General features: G+C 70.7%; 22 protein-coding genes. 5 read left to right on the forward strand and 17 right to left on the reverse strand.

Going from position 1 to position 21,878, the window contains the following annotated elements:
• Positions 1-51 precede the first annotated feature (51 nt).
• Entirely contained in the window at positions 52-1,605 is a 1,554-nt protein-coding gene (locus OG828_RS45945; protein WP_328504509.1) for a glycoside hydrolase family 32 protein, read from the forward strand.
• Here the strand turns inward: OG828_RS45945 and OG828_RS45950 are convergent.
• The 4 genes from OG828_RS45950 to OG828_RS45965 form a co-directional block, all read right to left on the reverse strand.
• Positions 1,595-1,789 carry a hypothetical protein gene (locus tag OG828_RS45950; protein ID WP_328504510.1) on the reverse strand — a complete coding sequence of 65 codons (195 nt, stop codon included), beginning with the start codon at positions 1,787-1,789 and terminating at the stop codon, positions 1,595-1,597. The genes OG828_RS45945 and OG828_RS45950 overlap by 11 nt on opposite strands.
• A 16-nt stretch (positions 1,790-1,805) precedes the next feature.
• Positions 1,806-2,162, reverse strand: coding sequence for a hypothetical protein (locus OG828_RS45955; protein ID WP_328504511.1), 357 nt, complete (start codon positions 2,160-2,162; stop codon positions 1,806-1,808).
• A 114-nt stretch (positions 2,163-2,276) separates the two neighbouring features.
• Entirely contained in the window at positions 2,277-3,065 is a 789-nt protein-coding gene (locus OG828_RS45960; RefSeq protein WP_328504512.1) for a DUF4440 domain-containing protein, read from the reverse strand.
• Positions 3,001-3,912 carry a helix-turn-helix domain-containing protein gene (locus tag OG828_RS45965; RefSeq protein ID WP_328504513.1) on the reverse strand — a complete coding sequence of 304 codons (912 nt, stop codon included), beginning with the start codon at positions 3,910-3,912 and terminating at the stop codon, positions 3,001-3,003. Before OG828_RS45965 ends, OG828_RS45960 begins: the two co-directional genes overlap by 65 nt.
• Positions 3,913-4,049: 137 nt before the next feature.
• On the opposite strand from OG828_RS45965, the gene OG828_RS45970 reads away from it, so the two are divergent.
• A complete protein-coding gene (locus OG828_RS45970) occupies positions 4,050-5,003 on the forward strand; it encodes a TauD/TfdA dioxygenase family protein (RefSeq protein WP_328504514.1) in 954 nt (317 codons plus the stop codon).
• Positions 5,004-5,005: 2 nt separating this feature from the next.
• On the opposite strand, the gene OG828_RS45975 is transcribed toward OG828_RS45970, so the two are convergent.
• From OG828_RS45975 to OG828_RS45990, 4 genes are all read right to left on the reverse strand, one after another.
• The gene (locus OG828_RS45975; protein ID WP_328504515.1) at positions 5,006-6,037 is read right to left on the reverse strand and encodes an LLM class flavin-dependent oxidoreductase; all 1,032 of its coding nucleotides are present in this window, start codon (positions 6,035-6,037) and stop codon (positions 5,006-5,008) included.
• An 80-nt stretch (positions 6,038-6,117) separates the two neighbouring features.
• Positions 6,118-7,620: a metallophosphoesterase family protein gene (locus OG828_RS45980; protein ID WP_328504516.1), complete on the reverse strand. Its 1,503-nt coding sequence runs from the start codon at positions 7,618-7,620 to the stop codon at positions 6,118-6,120.
• A gap of 66 nt (positions 7,621-7,686) precedes the next feature.
• Positions 7,687-8,583, reverse strand: coding sequence for an MHYT domain-containing protein (locus OG828_RS45985; protein ID WP_328504517.1), 897 nt, complete (start codon positions 8,581-8,583; stop codon positions 7,687-7,689).
• Positions 8,584-8,787: 204 nt separating this feature from the next.
• Complete coding sequence (locus OG828_RS45990; protein ID WP_328370887.1) at positions 8,788-9,213, reverse strand: VOC family protein; 426 nt, start codon at positions 9,211-9,213, stop codon at positions 8,788-8,790.
• Between the two features lie 118 nt (positions 9,214-9,331).
• Between OG828_RS45990 and OG828_RS45995 the strand changes: the two genes are divergently transcribed.
• Positions 9,332-10,312: a helix-turn-helix transcriptional regulator gene (locus OG828_RS45995; protein WP_328504518.1), complete on the forward strand. Its 981-nt coding sequence runs from the start codon at positions 9,332-9,334 to the stop codon at positions 10,310-10,312.
• Positions 10,313-10,333: 21 nt separating this feature from the next.
• Here the strand turns inward: OG828_RS45995 and OG828_RS46000 are convergent, their stop codons facing one another.
• The gene (locus OG828_RS46000; protein WP_328504519.1) at positions 10,334-10,921 is read right to left on the reverse strand and encodes a TetR/AcrR family transcriptional regulator; all 588 of its coding nucleotides are present in this window, start codon (positions 10,919-10,921) and stop codon (positions 10,334-10,336) included.
• 87 nt (positions 10,922-11,008) lie between these two features.
• On the opposite strand from OG828_RS46000, the gene OG828_RS46005 reads away from it, so the two are divergent.
• Together OG828_RS46005 and OG828_RS46010 are read left to right on the forward strand one after the other, a co-directional pair.
• Entirely contained in the window at positions 11,009-11,437 is a 429-nt protein-coding gene (locus OG828_RS46005) for a nuclear transport factor 2 family protein (protein WP_328370893.1), read from the forward strand.
• Positions 11,437-12,294, forward strand: a complete 858-nt coding sequence (locus tag OG828_RS46010; RefSeq protein ID WP_328504520.1) for an NAD(P)H-binding protein — start codon at positions 11,437-11,439, stop codon at positions 12,292-12,294. Before OG828_RS46005 ends, OG828_RS46010 begins: the two co-directional genes overlap by 1 nt.
• Here OG828_RS46010 and OG828_RS46015 read toward each other — a convergent pair.
• The 8 genes from OG828_RS46015 to wecB all read right to left on the reverse strand — a co-directional run bounded on the left by OG828_RS46015 (position 12,272) and on the right by wecB (position 21,842).
• Positions 12,272-13,468, reverse strand: a complete 1,197-nt coding sequence (locus OG828_RS46015; RefSeq protein WP_328504521.1) for a glycoside hydrolase family 64 protein — start codon at positions 13,466-13,468, stop codon at positions 12,272-12,274. The two genes, OG828_RS46010 and OG828_RS46015, sit on opposite strands and share 23 nt — an antisense overlap.
• Positions 13,469-13,630: 162 nt before the next feature.
• Positions 13,631-14,386 (reverse strand): dienelactone hydrolase family protein, encoded by a 756-nt coding sequence (locus OG828_RS46020; protein ID WP_328504522.1) that lies wholly within the window; start codon positions 14,384-14,386, stop codon positions 13,631-13,633.
• Positions 14,387-14,502: 116 nt separating this feature from the next.
• The gene (locus OG828_RS46025) at positions 14,503-15,123 is read right to left on the reverse strand and encodes an L-threonylcarbamoyladenylate synthase (RefSeq protein WP_328370904.1); all 621 of its coding nucleotides are present in this window, start codon (positions 15,121-15,123) and stop codon (positions 14,503-14,505) included.
• 271 nt (positions 15,124-15,394) lie between these two features.
• Complete coding sequence (locus tag OG828_RS46030; RefSeq protein WP_328504523.1) at positions 15,395-16,102, reverse strand: class I SAM-dependent methyltransferase; 708 nt, start codon at positions 16,100-16,102, stop codon at positions 15,395-15,397.
• 5 nt (positions 16,103-16,107) lie between these two features.
• Entirely contained in the window at positions 16,108-18,297 is a 2,190-nt protein-coding gene (locus OG828_RS46035) for a glycosyltransferase (RefSeq protein WP_328504524.1), read from the reverse strand.
• Positions 18,294-20,111 carry a hypothetical protein gene (locus OG828_RS46040; RefSeq protein WP_328504525.1) on the reverse strand — a complete coding sequence of 606 codons (1,818 nt, stop codon included), beginning with the start codon at positions 20,109-20,111 and terminating at the stop codon, positions 18,294-18,296. The genes OG828_RS46035 and OG828_RS46040 overlap by 4 nt, the downstream gene beginning before the upstream one ends.
• Positions 20,108-20,761 carry a class I SAM-dependent methyltransferase gene (locus OG828_RS46045; RefSeq protein ID WP_328504526.1) on the reverse strand — a complete coding sequence of 218 codons (654 nt, stop codon included), beginning with the start codon at positions 20,759-20,761 and terminating at the stop codon, positions 20,108-20,110. The genes OG828_RS46040 and OG828_RS46045 overlap by 4 nt, the downstream gene beginning before the upstream one ends.
• A complete protein-coding gene (gene wecB / locus OG828_RS46050) occupies positions 20,754-21,842 on the reverse strand; it encodes a non-hydrolyzing UDP-N-acetylglucosamine 2-epimerase (protein ID WP_328504527.1) in 1,089 nt (362 codons plus the stop codon). The genes OG828_RS46045 and wecB overlap by 8 nt, the downstream gene beginning before the upstream one ends.
• Positions 21,843-21,878 lie beyond the last annotated feature (36 nt).

Genomic DNA, 21,878 nt, shown 5'->3' on the forward strand with positions numbered 1-21,878 from the left:
CACAGTCCTGGATCACATGAGCCGCCGTCCCGACGAAGGGAACGATGTGTGATGCGCACGATGTCCAGGAGAGCGCTGCTCGCGGGCTCGGCCGCGGGTGCCTCGGCCGCGCTGCTGTCCTCCGCCCCCACGGCCTCCGCGAGGCCCAAACCAGCGGCCACCTGTGCCAGTTACCGCGCCGAGTACCACTTCACGGTCCCCGACCAGTGGAAGAACGATCCGCAGCGGCCGATCTGGATCGACGGGGAGTACCACTACTACTACCTGTACAACCCGGACTACTTGACGGGTGGCACCACAGCGGGCACCGCCTGGCGCCTGGCCACCAGCAGCGACCTGGTCGCCTTCACCGACCGCGGGATCGCCGTGCCGAAGGACGCCACGCCGAACGGCGACGTCTGGTCGGGCTCGGCGGTGGTGGACTCGGACAACACGGCGGGCTTCGGCGCGGGAGCGGTGATCGTCCTCGCCACCATGGCGCCGGACGAGGTCACTCAGGCGCAGTACCTGCACTACTCGACCGACGGCGGCCGTACGTTCACCAGCCACGGCACCGGCCCCGTCCTGCCCAACCCCGGCGTACGGGACTTCCGCGACCCCAAGGTGATCCGCGACGAGGAGCGCGGGCGGTGGGTGATGACGCTCGCCGAGGGCAACAAGGTGGGCTTCTACCACTCCGCCGACCTGAAGTCGTGGACGTACGTCAGCGGGTTCATCAAGGACGGCATCGGCGTCCTGGAGTGCCCGGATCTGTTCCGCATCAGGGCGGCGGACGGTACCTGGAAGTGGGTGCTGGGCGTGAGCGCCAACGGCAAGGGGGCCGGGCTGCCGAGCACGTACGCCTACTGGACGGGCACCTTCGACGGGAGCGTGTTCACCCCCGACGCCGCCGACCCGCAGTGGCTCGACCACGGCTGGGACTGGTACGGCGCGGTCACCTTCGAGAAGCGGAACGCGAACGGCACCCTCGACCCGGCCGCCCGGTACGCCATCGGCTGGCTGAACCACTGGGACTACGCGAACACCACGCCCACGATCGACTGCGACGGCTTCAACGGCACGGACTCGATCGTTCGCGAGGTGACGCTGAAGCGTGCCGCCTCCGGCACGTTCTACCTGGCCTCCCGACCGGTCGCCGCCCTGGACGACCACGTCTCGCGCACGGTGAACCTCGGTGACCTCGAAGTCGCCGGCACCCGTCCGCTCGACTACACCGGCACGGCGTACGAGCTGACCACCGAGATCACCTGGGACCAACTCACCGGCGCCGGACTCCAGTTGCGCCGCTCCACGGACGGCGGACGCCACATCGACGCCGGGATCTACCGCGACTACGCCTTCGTCAACCGCCGGAACACGGTGAACCCCGACGCCTCCGGCAACTGGCAGGAGAGCAAGAGCCCCTTCGACCCGTCGGCGCGCACGGTCCGGCTGCGCGTCCTCGTCGACCGCACATCCGTGGAGATGTTCATCGACGACGGCCGGTACGTGCACTCCTGCGAGGCCTTCCCGTACCTGGTCGACACCGGGCTGGCGCTGTTCACGATCGACGGCAGCGCGGTGTTCCGGAACACGGTGATACGGGAGTTCGCGGTCAGCCGGTGAAGTCCTGTCGCTGTCTGCGCGGCTCGGGCCGGGCCGCTTCCGACCCTCCCGGGCCGAGCAGCGCCGCCGCCTGGTGCAGCACCTGTTGGGACGCCTGGCGGGCCTCCGCCGGAACGTCGCCGCATTCGCGCACCAGGCCCTCGTAGATGGGGAGCTGATCGTCTTGCCGTCGGTCACGTGTCACAGTGCCGGTCCTTTCCTTATATCCGGTTCAGTCGAGCGGCGATTCCGTGACCGATCAGCAAATACATCGCGGCCGGCAGACCATAATTGAGGACAACCCGCAGACCTTCTGTGTCCATGGTGAAAATGTCCTGTGACCACCAGGCCAGCAAGTCGGCCGTTCCGCGCACGAATTCGACGAAGACATTGGCCTGGTTGGCGTCGAGCAGATACAGCAGAACCCAAAGGACCAGGAAACCGGCGGCGAGGTCGACGATCGTGCAGACAGCCAGGGCTCCCCGCCGGGCGGCGGCTTGGCTGCGGACGGGGCGGGGCGAGCCGCTCTGGTGTGGGTCATACGTCTGGTATCCGGGTACCGGGTCAGTGCTGCTCACAAGAATTCCTATCTGGCGCATTGTGTTCGACAGGAGAAACGCTCTCCCCGTATCTCTGCGCCATGCCGGTGCGGCTGTGTTACACGCGGGCCGCGATATCCCGGTCAGGGGTATTTACGTCAGCTGGGTAAGCGCGCACCGCCACCGCTCGCCGTCCCGTACGAACACGTTGGTCGCCCACTCGTCCGCGGTGAAGGGTTCGCCCCGGAAGGCACCGCTGTTGGTGCCACGGGTCGTCACGAGCACTGTCGCGTCGGACACCGGCGCCACGCGCTCGACCTTGAGGTGCATGGTGTCGTGGGTCAGGTCGCCGGCGGCGACCAGCTCGAGGAACGTCGAGCCCGGCGTGATGCCGTTGGTGGCGACGAGCACCCAGTCCGGGGTGGCGAAGCGCCCGATCGCCTCGGCGTCGTCGGCGACGATCGCGGCGGCCCACTCGTTGAGCAGGGCAGCGAAGGTCTCGCTGTCGGCCTTGGGCTCCGCGCCCTCGCCCCGGTAGGTGCCGAAGCTCCACAGGTTGCCCTCGGTGTCGCGGACCGTGAACCCGCGTGAGCCGTAGTCCTCGTCGCGGAGACCGCGAACGATCTCGGCGCCGGCGGCGACGGCTCGGTCAAAGAGCGTTTCGGGCTCGTCGCACACGACGTACACCGCGTCGTTGCCCGGCGCGCGCCGCCCCCAGGCCGACTCGTCCTTGGCGGCGGTGCCCAGCATCACGCCACCGCCGTGCGGCAGGCGCAGCTCAGCGTGCTCGATGATCGACGGGTCGTCCTCTCGGGCATGGACCGCGGTCTCGCGGAAGCCGAAAACGTCGGTCAGGAAGGTGATCGCGCCGCGAGCGTCACGGTAGGTGAGGCACGGCCAGACCGCGGTTGTGGTGGTGATCGTGTTCGTGGTTGTGGTCATGCGGCAACGATGGCCCAGGGTCACCGGGGCGGTCTTGGACGGATGGAACATCTCCGGCGAGCAGTTCGGTCGGCGTGCAGCCGGCCAGCGCGGCGAAGTCCCGGTTCAAATGTGCCTGGTCGTAGTACCCGCACACCGCCGCGACCTGGGCGATCGACACGAACGGCGGCGACAGCCGCAGCATCTCCCGGGCTCGCTCGAACCGCACCACCCGAGCGGCGAGTTTCGGCGTCAGACCGAACTCGCCGCGGAACCGGCGGGCGAGGTGCTGGCGGCTCCACCCGGTCTCGTCGGCCAGATCACGGACCGACACCTCTCCGCCGGAGGCGACCACCGCTTCCCACGCGAAGCGCAGCTCCGGCGCCGGCCCGCCGTCACCCGCCAAGCGGCCGAGGACGGCGTCGCAGACAGCGAACCGCTCCTCCCATCCGGCGGTGTCCTGGAGCAGTTCCCACAGCTCGCGGCCGACGGCCCCGACCACATCCGCGAGCTCGACCGAGACGTTCCACAGCTCACCCGCGGGCATGCCGAACAGTGCCCGGCTTCCGAGGGGGGTGAGCTCGACGGCCACTCCCTCCTGGTCGCCGCCGTGGGAGATCAGCGCCGCCGAAGCCTGGAGGCCGCTCAGCACGCATCCGTAGCGCCGCGGAGACTGCGCCGGATCCGTCTGGGCCACCACGTCGATGTCGTCGCCGATGCTGACGACGAACGTCATGTGCCGCGACGGCAACCCTCGGTGCAGTGCCGGCGGGAACCCCGTCAGCCGGTAGCCGCAGTAGCGCTCGATGAACGGCCGCAGCGGCGGCGCCGGTGCGGCTGCCACCCACTCCTCGTACCGCTCCGCCATTCCAAAAGCATACGAGCCCTCCCGAAGGCCTACGAGCCGAGCTTCACCGGGGGTGCGCCAGGCGCTGTGGTGGCCACTGCGGTGATCGGCTGCCACCCTCTGATGCGTAGCTGATGTCGGCGATCACCGGAGCGCGTATGACGACGGACAGGACCACGGCGGGTATCGAGGTGAACCCCGTCGCGGGTCACATCGGAGCCGAGATCACAGGTGTCGACCTGGCCGGGGACTTGGACGACGCCCAAGTCGCCGCGATCCGGGCGGCCGTACTGCGCTGGAAGGTGGTGTTCTTCCGCGGACAGAAACTGGATCACGCCGGGCATGTGGCGTTCGCGCGGCGATTCGGCGAGCTCGTCGTGCTCGGGCGGCGGGGGAAGGCCTCACCGCCCGACGTCCCGGAGATCGAGACGACCGCCGACCGCCTGGAACTCGGTGGACGCTTCGGCATGGAGCACGACGAGTGGCTGCAGCGCAGGCGGCACACCCTGCTGCGCGGCTGGCACTGCGACCACGGCGCCCGTGTCGACCCGCCCGCCGCGACGATCCTGCGCGCCGAGACGGTTCCGCCGTATGGAGGCGACACGACGTGGTCCAACCTGGCGGCCGCGTACGCCGGACTGTCCGCCCCGGTCCGGGAGTTCGTGGACGGGCTCAGGGCCGAGCACCGGCTGGGCGTCGGATACCAGCCCCGGCCGGGCGACGACGCGTATGTCCGGCATCTGCTGGACCATCAGGTCGCCTCGGTGCATCCGCTGGTGCGTGTCCACCCGGAGACGGGGGAGCGGGTGCTGTTCGTGAACGGCTACTACCTGGAGCAGATCACGGACGTCTCCCGCGCCGAGAGCCGGGCGATCCTGGACATGCTGCTTGAGCAGGCGGTCCGGCCCGAGTACACGGTCCGCTTCCGCTGGGAGCCGGGCAGCGTCGCCTTCTGGGACAACCGGGCCACCATCCACCTGGCGCCCAGCGACAACGTCCACCTCGATTCCCCGCGGATCATGCACCGGGTGATGCTGGCCGGTGACGTACCGGTCGGCGTGGACGGCAAGCCGTCCGAGCCCATCGTCGGGACCCAGCCCGGGCGTTGGTGAGGTCAGCCGGTGTGCGGCTGCCATCCCAGCGCCGGGCCCAGCTTCGTCGCCATGTCCGTGAGGATCTGCACGTAGTCCTCGTGCTCGAAGGTGAACGGCAGCGCGAACGCGACCTCGTCGACCTCGCGGAACGCGGCGTGTGCGTGCAGCCGTTCGGCGATCTCCGCGCTGGTGCCGACGAGGTCGGGCGCGAACATCAGACGGGCCGGGCCCTGGGGTGATGTCGTACGAGGGGTGCGCCGGTCGGCGTACTCCTCGTATCTGGCGCGCTGTTCGGGCGTGGCCGAGTCGGTGGGGATGACGACGAGGCCCTGGGAGACACGGGCGTCGTCGCCGTCGGGGTGGTGGGCGCGGAATGCGCGCACGTGAGAGAGCTGGATCTCGGCGAAGTCCGCCGGCTCATCGGGTCCTTCCGCCTTGACGACGCTGCTGGTGAGGAAGTTCATGCCATGTTCGCCCGCCCACCGCGCCGAGTTGAGGCTGCCGCCGCCGTACCACAGGCGGCGGCCCAGGCCGGGGGAGTGCGGCTGCACCCGGTCCGAGAACACCTCGAAACCCTCGACCCCGCTGAAGTCGGTGGCCGGTTTGCCGCGTACGAAGTCCAGCAGCCGGCGCACCCGTTCGTAGCCGAAGTCCTCCGTGTCGGCCGTGTCCGGGTACAGGGCCTCCTTGACCTGGTCGTAGTGCATCGGCGGGCCCACGCTGACGCCCGGGTTGAGACGGCCGCCGGACAGCAGGTCGACCGTCGCCAGGTCCTCGGCCAGCCGCAGCGGGTTCTCCCAGCCGAGCGGGATGACCGCGGTGCCGAGTTCGATGCGGCGGGTGCGCTGCGAGGCGGCGGCCAGGACGGCGACGGGGGAGGAGATGCCGTACTGGAGATGGCGGTGGCGTACCCACGCGCTGTCGAATCCGAGCCGCTCGCCGAGCTCGATGATCTCCAGGGTCGACTCGTGGCCCCGGCGCGGGTCGGCCTCGTCGAACAGCCCGATGGTCAGGAACCCGAGCTTGCACAGGGGACGTGAGGTCGGCGGCACGGGCTCCTCCAGCGTTCGTCGATCAGCTCGTACCGCGATGACAACCGGATCGCCCCCTTCGGTGTTCCCGTCGCCCGGCCTCAGACCAGCGGAATCGTGACCTCGTCCTCGACCGGCGGGTCGGTCTCCTGGGCCCGGTTGCCGGTCGCGGCGTAGCAACGCAGCCGTACCGACTCCGGGGTGACGTCCAGGCGCAGGAAGCACTTGAAGAACGGCGGGCTGTACGTCGCCGAGCTCGGTGAGAACAACTGCGTGTAGATCTTCCGCACGGGGAGGCGGAACCGTTTCGCTCGGTCGGGTCGACGCCCGGTGCCCAGCAGCCCGGCGACGAGGCGGGTGCGCCAGGTGATATCAGCGTCCGGCGCCGGCGTGCGCCCCGGCCGGTACTCCAGCCGCTCGGCGACGACGGCCGTCGCCTCGGCCTCGGTGAGGGTGAAGAAGCGGCGCAGGCGCAGTCGGCGCCCGTACAGCTTGCTGTAGAAGGCCAGGGAGTCGCCGCGCAGCGGGTAGCAGCGGAAGTCCTTCTCGGTGACGTTCGCGATGTCGACGCGCGGGATGGTGTGCGTCGCATGCATGAAGGCACCGCCGCCGCCCGCGACGATGTACTGGATGGTGCGGCCGCCCACCGGCACCGGGTAGCGCTGGTAGTTGTGGATGTCGCCGCCGATCGCGGCGACGTAGTGATGGGCCGGATCGCGGACTATGTCGTCGACCGTGCCGCCGCCGTCGATCGCGCAGGGCTCGTACTTGCCGTCCACGTACAGCGGCGAGCCGGTGATGAGGATCTTCGGGCGGGGGCCCCGGGACACGTCCCGCAGCCAGGCGCCCTGTTCGGCGTCGACGGTTCCGAGCAGGCCCGTGTCGATGCCTATGATCCGCACCGGTCCGGCGTCGATCGCCCAGTACGGGCCCGGCTGGACGGCCTGTTGGGCGGGGGAGGAGCGCAACTTCCTGGCCTCGGCGAGGCGTTGGCCGTCCTTCGGACGGGGCCGGTGCCACAGCAGCGACCGCAGCCGGGCCCGGCTGAACGGGCGGGGCCGTGGCTCGGGCGTGAGGGGCGGGGCGTCGTCGCAGAAGACGCGCATGAAGGCGGCGAGGTCTTCGTACCAGTCGTGGTTGCCGGGTATCGCGTAGATCGGCGCCTGGTAGTCCTGGTACGGGCGGAAGAACTTGGTGCCGTAGTCGTCGGCGCTGCCCACCGGATAGATCACGTCGCTGGCGACGACGGCGAACCGCGTGTCCTGACCCACCTCCAACAGGCCCGGCACGACGGCGTATTGGGGGTCGTCGCCCTCGCCCGTGTCGCCGATCACCTGGAAGGAGAACCGGTCCGGATCGTCGCGCCTGATCACCTTGTCGGCGGGCACTCCGGCCGCCGCCCGCTGCGCCACCCACCGGCTGCGTGTCCCGCCCGTCGGGTCACCGAACCAGGAGGCCAGCACACCGTTGCGCGCGGCCCACAGCATTCTCGGGTCGAGCCACGAGATCTTCTCGACCTTGGACGGCATCAGCCGCCGGTACAGGCCCGGTTCGGCGCTGCCCCAGCCGGCGCCTTCGGCGGTATCGCGTGAAGAGTCAGACACCGGTGAACCGTAGCAATGATCAATGATCTAGGGGAGGTTCGTTCTGGGTATGTGGGCCCAGTGCGTTCACCACTGGTGGGGGCCGGGCGGTGTCGGTGTCGCCTCGGGTTCCGGGCGACGACGCCATACGGGGCCGTCCTGGGCTTCGGGGGAGGGGTCGCCCGGGCGCGTTGCCGCGGGCTTCGGCGTGTCGGCGGCTTTCTTGCGCTGCCCATGGCTCCAATCTCCCTCGCCCAGCACCAGCAGCGGGTCGAACATCACCACCACACCGGCCAGTACGAGGAAGATGAACGGCCCCAGGAGCATGGGAAGCAGCAGGGAGTGCGGCGAGTCGCCGGCCCAGGAGGCGTCGGGGTTGCCGTGGAGATGGACACCCACGGCGGCCATGCCCGTGTAGTGCATTCCGGACACGGCCACGCCCATCACGAGGCTCGCGCCGAGGCTGGCGACGAAGCCCCGGATGCTGACCGCCGCCCACAGTGCCGCGGTCGCGGCGAAGATCGCGATCAGCACCGAGAGGGCGACGGTGAAGGCGTCGTAGTGGATGCTGCCGTTGAGCCGCATCGCCGCCATGCCCAGGTAGTGCATCGCGGCGACCCCGAGACCGGTGATGACGCCCGCGACGGACAGCGAGGCCTTGCTGGCGCCGCGGTAGCCCACGATGAACACGCCGATACCGACCACGACGATGGCGACGGCGAGACTGAGGACGGTCAGGCCCACGTCGTAGCCGATCCGGGTCTCCTCGACCTGAAAGCCGATCATGGCGATGAAATGCATCGTCCAGATGCCGCAGCCGATCGATGCGGCGCCCAGCGCCAGCCAACCCGGCTTCCACGACACTTCGTCGAGCAGGGACCGAACGATGCAGCGCAGCCCCAGCGCCCCTCCCAGGCAGGCCATGACATAGGCCGCCACTGGGGTCACCGCGCCATAACGGAAACCATCTACCGTGCCATCCATGTTTCGAACTCCCCCCAGAGCCATGGTCGTTGTGAAGGGAAGGTCTACGTGTGAATGGCACGCAATAGCAAGCCCTTACCGCTGGTTCGGGGGTTAACTCTGAAACAGGCCAGTCGAATGAGGTGACGCGGGGTCGAAAACCGGCCATGGGACCCGCTTTCGGTCAGCCCGGGCGGCGGAGATCCGCCGCCCGGACGCAAGCGATCAGAACGCGCTGTACTCGGTGGCGACGTCCACGACCCAGGTGACGCCGAACCGGTCCGTCAGCATCCCGTAGAGGGGTGCCCACTGCGCGGGCTCCAGCGGCTGCGCGATGTCCGCGCCGTCGGAGAGCTGCTCCCAGTACGACGTGATCTCCTCGGCCGTCTCGCCGCGCAGCGAGACGAAGAACGCGTTCTCGCCCCGGTTCCACGGCAGGTGGGAGGGAACGTCGTACGCCATCACGCGGAAACCGCTGTCGGCGGCCACCTGCCCCCACATCACCTGGTCCGCCTCGGACGGGTCCGTGACGTTCCCGGCGTCCTTGTACGTGACCATGACCATGTGCCCGCTGAACACGGACTGGTAGAACGTGAGCGCCGCGCGGGCGTCACCCCGGAAGTTCAGGTGGGTCACAGCGTTGACGGACATGACTGGCTCCTTGCCTCTCGATCGGTGGTGAGCATCGGCTCGCTCGGCCCCGCTCGGTGACCACCGTCGCAGCAGAAGCGGACAGGATGTGGCCGCTTCTCGGGGCACCATGGGGAGCATGCAAAAGACCTCAGCGCGGCTGCTGTCGCTGCTCTCGCTGCTCCAGGCACGCCGGGACTGGCCGGGGGAGCTGCTCGCCGAGCGGCTTTACGTCAGCCCCCGTACGGTGCGCCGCGACGTCGACCGGCTGCGCGAACTCGGCTATCCCATCGTGGCGTTCAAGGGGCCCGACGGCGGTTACCGGCTGGAAGCGGGCACGGAGCTGCCGCCGCTGCTGTTCGACGACGACCAGGCCGTCGCCCTCGCCGTCGCGCTCCAGATCGCCATCACTACGGGTGCCGGTATCGAGGAAGCCGCGGCACGTGCGCTGACCACGGTCCGCCAGGTCATGCCCGCGCGGCTGCGCCGTCGTATCGACACGCTCCAGGTCACCGCCGTCGAGCGGCCCACGTCCCGCCCGGCGCCACAGGCCGACAGCACGGTGCTCATGGCACTCGGCGCGGCCGTCCACGCCCGCGAAGTGCTGCGCTTCGACTACACCTCCGCACCTGGAGCCGGCGCGGTTCCTCCGCGCCGGGTGCAGCCCCACCACCTCGTCACCTGGGGCGGGCGCTGGTACCTCGTCGCCTGGGACCTCGACCGCGAGGACTGGCGCACCTTCCGCGCCGACCGGATCACGCCGCGCACCCCCACGGGGCCCCGCTTCACTCCACGCGAAGTGCCCGGTGGCGACGTGGCCGCCTTCGTCGCCGACAGGTTCCGCGGTTCCGACGGCTCCGGCGACTGGCCGTGCCGAGGCGAGGTGATCCTCGGCCTGCCCGCCGCCGAGGTGTCCCGCCACACCATCGACGCAGTGGTCGAGGCACTCACCCCGAACCGCTGCCGGCTCGTCGTGGGCTCTTGGTCATGGCCTGCCCTTGCCGCCACCATCGGCAGGTTCGACGCCGACATCGAGGTCGTCGGCCCGGCCGAACTCAAGGACGCCTTTGCCCGCTTGGCCCGCCGGTACGCCGACGCCGCGGGCACTACGACACGTTGACCGGACCCACAGTGAGGGCGCTCAACTCGCCCGGCCCGTAAGGACCTTCTTGGTGTAGGCGGCCAGCTCCGCCCGCAATGCCTCACGCGTCATGTTCCGCCGGTCGGCCAGATGGGCGACCAGGTCCGCGCGTACGGCCGCGAGCAGTGCGTGCGCGGCGAAGTCGCCGCCGGTGAAGCCGGGGAGCCGGTCCAGGGTGTCCCGGAAGATGCCGTGCCACCACTCGTAGTGCGTGGCCTGGTACGGGCTGTCGGAACCCGTTCCCTCCAGGGCCAGTGAGAGGTGCCGGTGGTCGAGCTTGAAGCAGAGGAGGGCGTCCAGCAGGGCGGGGATCCGTGACGCCGGCGGGGTGTCGGGGCCGAGGGGAGGGGGGCCGTCGGTCACGGCCTGTCGGAGCGGTTCGAGGCGGGCCGCGTACAGCGCCTGGATCAGGCCGGTGCGATCGCCGTACCCGCGGAAGAGGGTCGCCTTGCCCACCCCGGCCGCGGCCGCGATGTCGGCCATGGTCACGGCGTCCGGGCTGTCGCACTCGGCGAACAGCGCGTCGGCCGCCGCCAGTACGGCCTCGCGGTTGCGGGCGGCGTCCACCCGGGGTTTGCGCTCGGGCACGGGAGTCCTCTCTTGCGAAAACGGACCCGGAGTCCGTATCGTTGAAGAAGCGGACCCGGAGTCCGCATTCTACTGGACGGAGTCCTCATGCCCACCCCTGCGCTCCCGGCGGACCTCTTCCGCCACGGCCTCGCCCTGCTGCTCGACAAGAACATCCCCGCCTGGGTCGACCTGTGGGCCGACGACGGTGTCATGGAGTTCCCCTTCGCCCCCGAGGGCTGGCCGCGGCGACTGGAAGGCAAGGCCGCCGTCGCCGACTACATGCGCGACTACCCCGAGCACATCGACCTCCACGACGTCCCCTCCGTGGAGATCCACCAGACCACCGAGCCCACGACGATCGTCGTCGAGATGCGCGCCACCGGGCGGCTGGTGAAGAGCGGAGACCCCTTCGAGATGACCTACATCGCCGTCGTGACCGTCGAGGACGGCCTCATCACCCGCTACCGCGACTACTGGAACCCGCTCGCCCTGCCGCAGGACGGCACGGCCGACTTCGCCCGGAGTGCCGCCTGATGACCGTCCCCGCCCACACGCTGGTCATCGGAGCCACCGGCACCACCGGCAGCCGCCTGGTCTCCCGACTCGCCGCACGGAACCGCCGAGTGGTGGCGGCGAGCCGCCGCGCCACCGCGGTCGACGGCGCCCGGGCCGTCCGCTTCGACTGGTACGACCCCACGACCTTCGCGGATGCCCTCAACGGGGCCGATCGCGTCTATCTCGTCCCGCCGCTCGGCTCGACGGCACCCGCCGCCACCGTGCTGCCCTTCCTGGAACAGGCGCGCACCGCCGGAGTGCGCCGCGCCGTGCTGCTCAGCTCCTCGGCGGTTCCCGCGGGCGGCCCGGCCACCGGAGAGATACACCAGGCCCTGCCCGCGCTGTTCGACGAGTGGGCGGTCCTGCGGCCCTCCTGGTTCATGCAGAACTTCACCGGCGACCACGTGCACGCGCACAGCATCCGCGCGGACGGCACGCTCTGGACGGCGACCGGTGAGGGACGCGTCGCCTTCGTCGACGCCGACGACATCGCCGCGGTCGCCGCCCACGCGCTGACCGACGACCCCGCGCCCAACACCGACCTCCTGATCACCGGCCCCGAGACGCTGAGCCACAGCGACATCGCCGCCACCCTCACGGCGGTGACCGGACGCCCGGTCACCCACCGGCACCTCGCGTACGAGCAGTTGCGTGGCCGACTGGCGACGACCATGCCCGCCGAGTACGCGGCCTTCCTGGCCGGCCTCGACAGAGCCATCGCCGACGGGGCCGAGGACCGCACCACCGACACCGTTCAGCGCATCACGGGGCGTGCGCCCCGCACCTTCCGTGCCCACGCCGAGTCGGCGCTGCTCAGCTCAGCGGATCCAGCGTGAGATACGCCTGCTGCGGATTGCCGTCGTGGACGAGTGACTCGTGGTGACCGACATCGTCGAAGGCGAACGCGTACGCCTTTCCGTCGGCCATCTGGCCATGGATGAGCCGGGCGTAGTGGTTGGTCACCCCGTCCTGGTAGAAGTTCGCCGACGAGGTGTCCGGCTGGTTCGGGTTGACAAGCAGCGTGGAACGGTTGAAGCCCGCACACAGGGTGCGCGAAATCGGCCCGCGCACAAGGTCGTTGGGCGCGTCGAGCAGCTTGTGGCAGCCGAAGACGCTGTCCGCGTCCGGCTTCTGGAAGCTGGTGACGACGGCCCCGGACCCGTTGGTGAAGTTCATGACCCCGCCCGAGACCCGGCCGAAGTACTTGGTGTTCGGCTGGTCGGCGAACGGCGTCACGGTGAGGGTCGACGTGGCGTACCGCTGCCAGACGCGATTGATGTAGTCGTCCATCACGGACGCCGGAAGGGCTCCGCTCCCGACCCCGTGACCGGGAGAGAGCGCGCGCAGCACGGTGCCGTCGGAACGCGTCTGCACCAGACCGGCCCAGCCGCCCGACTGTCCGCGCAGTCCGTTGAAGACCGCGTTGTAGCCGCCCGACTTGAGGTGCCCGGTCGTGCTCGTGCTGCCGTCGGCGCGCTGGACGCCCACCGCGTACGGCGCGGAGAACATGTCGACCTGGGTGCTGTTGAGCCACAGCCCGGAGTCGTTGAGCGTGTACTCGGACCAGTTGAAGAGGATGTTGCGGTTCGGGTCGCTCGGGTTCTGTACGGCCGGCTGCACCAATCCGCCGGTCGTCAGCCTGAAATCGAGCTTCTGTCCGTACGAGAAGTAGATCCGCCCCGAGAACTTGGGAATTCGGATCGTCTTCGACTGCCCCGCGGCCGGTCCGGCGATGGACGCGTCCGGGGCGGGCGTCGGCGGGTTGCCGCCGGCGGGCCACGCATGGAACGTGCCGTTCGCGTCCGCCCAGCCCTGCTGACCCGTCGTCAGCAAGGTGCCGAGGTTGTAGACGTAGACCGGCTCGCCGCGGCCGGAGTTGTTGGTGATGTTCAAGGGGATCGTGTCGGGCACCGCCTGTGCGGGTGACGGTGCGCCGAACACGAACAGCGCGCCGAGCAGCGCGGCCGTCGCGGCCAGGGCCGGGAATCGGTGGGCTGGACGTCGTAGCACTCTCCACCTCCGTGTGTGGGGGTCACTTGAGGGGACTGCCAGTCTGGTCTGTACCTATTCTGAGAGCGCTCTCAGCGTTGCGCCGCGACGCGGGCATGTCAACAACTGGTACAGAAAACGGCGGCACGCGCGCGTGCCGCCGTGTCCGGAAGGACGGTGTCCTCAGAAGGTGCGCTTGAGCAGGTCGAGCAGCGCCGCCCAGTGCCGCTCGTCTCCCTCGCGGTGGTACGCGGACGTGTCGGCCTGCGTGAACCCGTGGTGAGCGCCGGCGTAGACCTCGCACCGGTGGCGGACGCCGGCCGCGGTCAGCGCGTCCTCGAGACGCTGGATCTGCTCGGGAGGCAGCGACGGGTCCTCGTCGGCGTGGCCGAAGTACAGCTCGGCGGTGATGTGTTCGGCCACCAGGTGCGGACTGTCCGGGCTGTCGCTCGCCAGCCGCCCGCCGTGGAAACCGGCCGCCGCCGCGACCCGCTCCGGATAGGTTCCGGCGGTGCGCAGAGCCAGACCGGCGCCCATGCAGTACCCGGTGAGCGCGACCGGTCCGTCGGCCGCCGCCGGGCTGTCGGCGAGCCGGCGCAGATAGGCGCCGGCGTCAGCCATCGCCCGGTCTGGCGTCAGGTCCTGCATGATCGGTCCGAGGCGCTCGAAGACCGCCGGCCGCGACGAGACGTCGATGAACTCCGGCAACTCGACGACCGGCGCACGCCCATGACGGTAGAACACGTTCGGCACGAGCACCGTGTAACCGGCCTCGGCCAGCCGGTCGGCCATGGCCTTCAGCCGCGGACGCAGACCGAAGGCGTCCATGTACAGCAGGACCGCCGGATGAGGGCCTCCGTCGCCGGGGTGGCTGAGATAGGCGTCAGCGGTGCCGTCGTCGGTGGGGATGTCGACGGTGGTTCCCTGTACGGCGGTCATGGCGGGGCTGCCTCTCTGCGTGGGGAGTCGGCGGGGCCGGTCCGCGCGAGGGGTCCGGCCCGGGCCATGGTCGCACGCAGAGTTAAGGCGACCCGTGGGAGACCCTCACTCCCTTCTTACTCGAACCGCGCCAGGTCCCCAGCCCCTCGCCGTACGATCTCGGCCTCACCGCCCGAGAAGTCGATGACCGTCGTCGGCTCGGTTCCGCAGTCCCCGGAGTCCACGACCGCGTCCAGCATGTGGTCGAGCCGGTCCTTGATCTCCCAGCCCTGCGTCATCGGTTCGTCCTCGTCGGGCATGAGCAGCGTGCTGGACAGCAGCGGCTCACCCAGCTCGGCGAGCAGGGCCTGGGTGACCACGTGATCGGGGATGCGCACACCGACGGTCTTCTTCTTCGGGTGCTGGAGCATGCGCGGCACCTCCTTCGTCGCGGGGAGGATGAAGGTGTAGCTGCCGGGCGTCGACGCCTTGACCGCACGGAACACGTCCTTGTCGACGTGCACGAACTGGCCGAGCTGCGCGAAGTCCTGGCACACGAGGGTGAAGTGGTGCCGGTCGTCCAGGTGGCGGATCGTACGGATCCGCTCGATACCGTCGCGGTTGCCCAGCCGGCAGCCGAGCGCGTAGCAGGAATCCGTCGGATAAGCGATCAGCGCACCCGAGCGGACGCTGTCGGCGACCTGAGCGATGGTGCGCGGCTGGGGGTTTTCGGGGTGCACGTCGAAGTACTTCGCCATCCGCCGAGCTTATGCGGTCATGTGGCGGTGTCGGCGCAGGCTCGGAACTCGGCGGTGTGCTGCGCCGCCCTCAGTGGGACGCGCGCCACGCGGTGGCGCCTCACCGCGTTCAGAGCGTGAGCATGCGCGCACGGGGCCGGCGGCTGGGCGTGACGGTAGTCGCTGAACGAGGGGCGGGGGGATCGGCGTGCGCGTCACGCATGCCGCGGCGCACTCCGCCCACGTGCGTTGGCGTCCGACCTCTGCACGCGCCGAACCGATCGGCTTCCGCTCACCCCGGCTTGCGGGCGCGGAACGCGAACTGGCCGCAGAACGTGAGCTTGCGGAGGTTCACCAGGGCTGTGCGGCGGCGGCTTCGGCGTGCCCAGGTGTCGATCTCGGCGTTGAGCGGGGACTCCTCCTCCCAGTACCGCCCGTACTCCGAGGGCCGGCCGTGGTAGGTCCGCATGATCAGCGCCACCCCGTCGAGCGAGGGCCGCACCTCCTCCAGCGTCAGTCCGGCCTCCTCGACCAGGACCCGGAAGCCGTACGGCGTGTAGTTCCAGAGGCTGTAGGAGTGGTACGGCTCCAGCTGCGAGGTGCTGCCGATGAACAGTCCGCCCGGCCGCAGCACCCGGCCGATCTCGGCGAGCAGCTCGCGTGGGCGCGCGACGTGCTCGAAGACCTGGTGCGAGTAGATCAACGGAACGCCGTCCGTACGGAAGGGCAGGCGGACGCCGTCGTAATACACCACCGGGTCGTCTCCGGGCGGCCGCTGGGCCGCTTCGGGCGAGTCGCGGATGTCGACCCCCACCCACCGCACCTTCGGATCGTGACGGCGGAACAGCCGGGCAGAGGTGCCACGCCCGCACCCGAGATCGATGACCCTGTCGGGAGCGCCGGCAGAGCGCATGGCCTCGTCGAGGTAGTGGCGCGAGGTCACCTGGCGGGCATGGTCGCCGGGAATGCAGTCCCGCAGCAGCTCCCACAGGGTGGCCATGCGCGTCACCCGCTCACCAGCAGGTCGGTCCAGGACCGCGCCACCCGCTCCAGCGAGAACGCCTGCCGTACCTGGGTGCGGGCCAGCTCCCCGGCGAACCGCCAGGGCTCCGGTTCCCCGAGCGCGGCGATCGCCTCCGCCATCGCCTCCGGGCTCTCGTGGATCCAGCGCCGGTCGTAGATCTCGTCCGCGCCCGGCCACGGCAGCAGCGCGGGTACGGCGCCGGAGGCCATGCCCTCGGCAGGAGAGAGGTGGAAGCTCTCGTCGTCGCTGGTGGACAGCACATGCCCGACGCGCCGGAGCCAGTTGGCCACGTCCGGCCCGAACGTGTCGAAGACGACGGCCCCTTCGAGCAGCGGCGCGGTCTGGATCCGGCGCAGTACGGCGTCGTAGTGCTCGCGTTCCTCGGGCTTGTTCCAGATCCACCAGTACTCCCACGGCGGCTTGGACTTGACCGACAGATGCCAGCGCCGATCATGGGCCCGCAGCTTCTCCAGGACGTCGATGCCGAGATCGAGGCGTTTGCGGCTGGGCGCGATGCCGATCATGCCGAGCCGGAAGTGCGCTCCGGGCGTCTTGGGCCGGTCCAGCTGGTCGGTGTCGACCCAGTTCGGGATGACGGTGATCTTGGACTCGGGCCAGCCGGTGACCTCCCGCGTGCGGCGGGCGTAGTACGGACTGACGCACACCACCCGGTCGACCGCGTCGATGTCGACCTGCCGCGGCCAGCCGGCGTCCAGCTCGAACCGGTGCAGCCGGACGATGAGCCGGCTGCCGCGCCGCTTGTGGCGGCTGAACCAGACGGCGGCCGGACCGCACCATTCGACGACCATCACATCGGCCCAGTCGGCGAGTTCCCGGCTGGCCGCCGGGTCGTGGCGGGCCAGTGCGGGCCAGCTGTCCAGCCGTACCTCCAGGCCGGGCAGGGCACGGAAGTGGTCGAGGAGCCGGGTGAGGAACTTCAGGTCGTGGCCCGCGACCCCGATCCGCAGCGGTCGCGACCGGCGGGCGACGGCGGCCGGCATGGACGGAAAGGCCCGGTCGAGGTGGGTACGCCAGCGCTCCGCCGCGCCCCGCAGCGTGTACCGGCGGGCGGCCTGACGGCACCGGTCGGCCGCCAGCAGCCGGGACTCGGGCTCGCGCACGGCACGGGCGACGGCGTCGACCGCGTCCGGGAGTTCGGCGCGTCCGGGCACGAAGAGCGGGTAGTCCTCGCCGAGCAGTGCTTCGTGGGCGGGCGTGCGGTTGAGGACGACGGGCAGCGCGAGCGCGCCGAACTCCAGGACCTTGGTGGACAGTTCGAGACTGGCGTCGAGGGCGGTGTCGCGCCAGCCCAGGCCCAGGTCGCAGTCGGCGGCGATGCGCATGGCCTCCTCACGCGGCTGCCCGCCGTGGTGCGTGACGCCGGGAGTGCCGCCGTCCAGGGCCCGTGCCATGGCCGCCCGGAAGTCCGGACGGGCGGGGTCGTGGTGGATCTTGTCGCCGACGGTGTGCAGTTCGGCCTGGATGCCCCGCTCCGCGAGCAGCGCCGGCAGCCGGGTCATGGGAAGGGTGTTCCAGTGGGGCGCGAACTTGCCCGTGTAGACGAGGCGGAAGGGGTCGTGCGGGCGGTCGTGTTCGGGCACGGTGAAGCCGGGGTCGGGCACGGCCGGCGGGCTGAGCAGAGAGCGACCGCAGGCCTCGGGCACCCAGGTCTCCAGGAAGCAGCGCAACTCCTCGGTCTGGCACAGGAGTCGCGCGGACGCTTCGGCGATGCGGGTGAGATCTTCCCGGACCTGCTCCGTCATCTCGGCGGGCGACTGCGGGATGTCGGTGAGGTAGGCCCAGATCCGCCCGTCGAAGTGCCCGTCGGCGACCACGCGCGTGACCAGCCGACGGCCGCGTAGTACCAGCAGATCGCAGGGGTCGTCCTGGTCGAGCAGGGCGAGCACCCGCGAAGCCTGCGCCGGCGACAGGGGGCGGTCGTCCGCGGCGGGCAGCAGCCGGTCCTCGTGCGGGCGGACCACCGCGACCCCGGGCAGCCCGGCGATCGGGTCGATCAACCGGCCCGTTCGCACGGGGGCCTTGAGGACCAGGCGGGTCGCGCAGCCCGCCGCCGAGAGCGCTTCCACCGTCGACTGGGCCCACACCGCGGAGCCGTCGATGAGGTTGAGGTCCACATCGCCGTAGACGAGGGCACGTGGCGTGCGGCTCATGACGACTCCTTCCCGTGCACGGCGAACAGGCGGTACCCCAGGTCCAGCCAGTCCTCGGGCGGTGCACCGGCCAGATGCAGCGACCGGCGGACGAGGAGCGGGGTGAGGACCGGTACGAAGAGGTAGTCGTCGTCGGCCACGGTGTGCCCGACCGCGTCGGCGCCGGAGTACTCCTGCGCGCACATCAGGTCCAGCAGCAGCGTGTCCGGACGGTCCACGGACAGGTCGGTCCAGTCCGCGACCCAGGGCGCCGTGGGCCGTCCTTCCCGGACGGTCACACCGGCGCCGGTCAGCTCGTCGAGGACGCCGCCCGCCGGACGGGGAACGACGACCTCGGCCGGTCGATGGATCTGCCCCAGCACCTGGCCGACCAGCCGTGCCACCTCGTCCCGGTCGCCGGGCGCGGCCAGCACGGCGACGCGCCGTTCGGCCAGCGGGTCCGGACCGCCGACCCGTCGCGCCAGCTCTGCCAGCCGCACCCGGGTGCTGTCTCGTAGGAAGGCCTCCCGGAGCCCGTCCCGCCCGCACCTCTCCGGGTCGAGGCAGGAAAGCCGTACGCCGGTGTCCGTATCCAGCACGGCGTCCCAGGCGAACTGCGTCAGGCCGGGGGCACCGGCCGCGGGGGCGTCCCGCCACAGGACGGCAGCGCGGCCCAACGCCCGTGCCTCGGTGAGGATTTCGGCCAGCTGCCGGTCCAGGTCCGGCGCGAGGCCGGTGCCCGCAGGCGACCAGGGGCCGTCGCCCGTGCAAGCGCTCAGCTGTACGACGACGGCGTCCGGATCGGTGCGCCGCACGAGCAGACGCCCGTCGTGCGGCAGCAGACGGTTCACGACGGCGTCCGCGGCGAAGTCCTCGGCCGTGCGGTCGGTGAGCACGCCGGCGACGACCAGGCGGTCACGCGGAGCCGAGGACAGGGCACGGTGGGCGAGGTGGAACCGGCCGTCGAGCACCTGAGGCAATGCGGTCCCCGGCGCACTCCGCCCGGTCGGCTGCGGCCGGGACTTCGCCCGCCCCCGCCACATCCCGTACAGCTCCCGGGGCAGCCGCGCCGTCCCCCGCCCGGGCGAACGGGCCGCCGCCACCAGCGCCCGCCCGACCCTCAGCGAGGTCGAGCCCTCCAGCATGGCCACCCGCGCCTGCAGCACATCGACCCGCTCGCGGGCCCCGCGCAGCGCGGACGCCAACTGCTCCCGCTCCCGCACGGCGACGGCCAGCCGGTCGGCGAGCCCGTCCTGCCGGACTCCGGCACCGCCGTGTTCCGCTTCCTCGACCTCCTTCTCGAGGTCCAGTACGCGGGCCCGCAGGGACCGGGAGACCAGGTCGGCGAGGACGTACTCGCTCGCCGTCCGCAGCGCCGTGGGCAGGCCCTCGGACGGTACCGGTCGCCCGAACCAGTCGTGCGGCGGCAGGAGTTCGTCCGTGCGGGCGAACACGGCGCCCGCGCGGAGGTGGGCGTAGTCGAGCGGGACGGCGCGCAGCACCTGACAGCGCCGGGTGACCAGGGCGTCCAGGAGCCGGTGGTAGGGGAGTTCGGGCGCGGGGTGCCCGAACACGATGAGTCCGCGCCCACCGGGCCGCATCCGCTCCAGTACGGCGAGACAGTCGGCCTCGGTGCCGTGCAGAGCGGGGTCCGGGCCGTACGAGAGCAGCACCAACTCGCCCGCCTCCACGGGGCTTTCGTCAGCCGCGCGCAGCGCGACGCCGTCCGGGAGGTGCAGATAGGGCGCCAGGTTCAGTCCACCGCCGGTGGTCGCGTCGATGACGGTCGTGACGCCGTCCAGGTGGGGGTGGAGCAGATCGGTCAGGCGCATCATCGGGTCCTTGTGAAGACGTGGAAGCCGACCTCGTTCTCGCGGAAGTCGTACGGCTCGAACAGGGTGTGCCGCAGGCCGAGGGGTTCGAGCTCCGCGCGGTACGCGGCCGTCGGGCGGTGCACGATGTAGTCACCGCGCGGTCTGCGCTCCCCGATGTCCTCGTCGGTGACGATCAGCCGGCCGGTGAGGCGGACCAGGGAGGCGAGGTTGCGCAGTCCGGCGGACCACTCGGTGTCGTCGAGGACGTGGAAGAGCACGTCGACGCAGAGCACGACGTCGTACGGCCAGGGACTGCGCCAGTCGGCGAGCGAGGACACCGCGTACCGTGGGCCGCCGCCGTCGGCGCGGGCGTGGGTCACGGCCTCCTCGCTCAGGTCGAAGGCGTCGACGCGGTGGCCGCAGCGGGCCAGTGCGCGGGCGAAGTGCCCTTTGCCGCACCCTGCGTCGAGGACGAACAGCGGTGCCCGCTGGCTGGCCAGGTCGCCGATCAGGGTGAGGAGGGTGCCGAGCCGCCGCGCGTAGAAGATCTCGTTGCCGGCGTGATCGAGGCCGATGTGACCGCCGGAGGTGAGGTCGTCGTGCTCGCGGTGGCGGGAGTCCCAGTAATCGTGGGCGCGTTCCGCCGTCCGGGTGGCTGCGCGGTCAGTCATGGTGATCCAGCCACCTGGTGACGATCCGGGCGATCCGGGCGCCCGCCTTGCCGTCCCACAGCGGTGGGCCCTCTCCGCGCGCCGTCTGCTCGCCGTCCAGCGCCTTGCGCAGCGCGGGAATCAACTCGGCGTGCCCGACGAGGCGGTTGGTGCCGTCGGTGACGGTGACCGGGCGCTCGGTGGTGGTGCGCAGGGTCAGGCACGGTACGCCCAGGATGGTGGTCTCCTCCTGAACGCCGCCGGAGTCGGTGATCACCACGGCGGCTCCCCTCACCAGGCTCATGAACTCGACGTATCCCAGTGGTTCGAGCACGTGCACGCCGGGAGCGCCGCAGAGGCCCGCTGCCTCCAGCGCCCGCCGGCCGCGCGGATGCAGGGGCACGGCGAGGTCGAGGTGGCGGGCCGCCTCGGTCAGGACGAGGGCGGCGGCCCGGGCCGCTTCGGGGTCGTCGACGTTCGAAGGGCGGTGCAGCGTGACCACGCCGTAGCGGTCGGGGAGGTCGTTAGCGGTACGCGCGGCGGCCGGGTCGAACAGGTCCAGATGGGTGAGCAGGGTGTCGATCATCGGGTTGCCGACGAGGTGGACGCGGTCCACGTCCACTCCCTCGCGGGTGAGATGGCCGATGGCCTCCGGGCTGGTGACGAACAGCAGGTCGGCCAGCTGGTCCACCAGGCGTCGGTTGACCTCCTCCGGCATCGTCATGTCGAAGCTGCGCAGGCCCGCCTCCACATGGGCGACCGGTATGCCGAGTTTTGCGGCGGCGAGGGCACCGGCCAGGGTGGAGTTCACGTCGCCGTAGACCAGGACGAGGGCGGGTGCGCGTGCGGTCAGTTCGGGCTCCAGCGCCACCAGGAGCTCGGCGGTCTGCCGGGCGTGGCTGCCGGAGCCGACGCCGAGGTCGGTGTCCGGTGCGGGCAGGCCCAGCTGCCGGAAGAAGACGTCCGACAGGCGTTCGTCGTAGTGCTGCCCGGTGTGGACGAGCACCTGCTCGCATCCGGCCGAGCGCAGGGCGGCGACCACCGGCGCCGCCTTGACGAAATTGGGCCGGGCGCCGACGACATGGAGTACGCGGCCGGTCATGGTGTCGGTTCTCCGCTCGGTCGACCTAATGTGCCG

This window comes from Streptomyces sp. NBC_00457, assembly GCF_036014015.1.
In the GTDB taxonomy this organism is placed as follows: Bacteria; Actinomycetota; Actinomycetes; order Streptomycetales; family Streptomycetaceae; genus Streptomyces.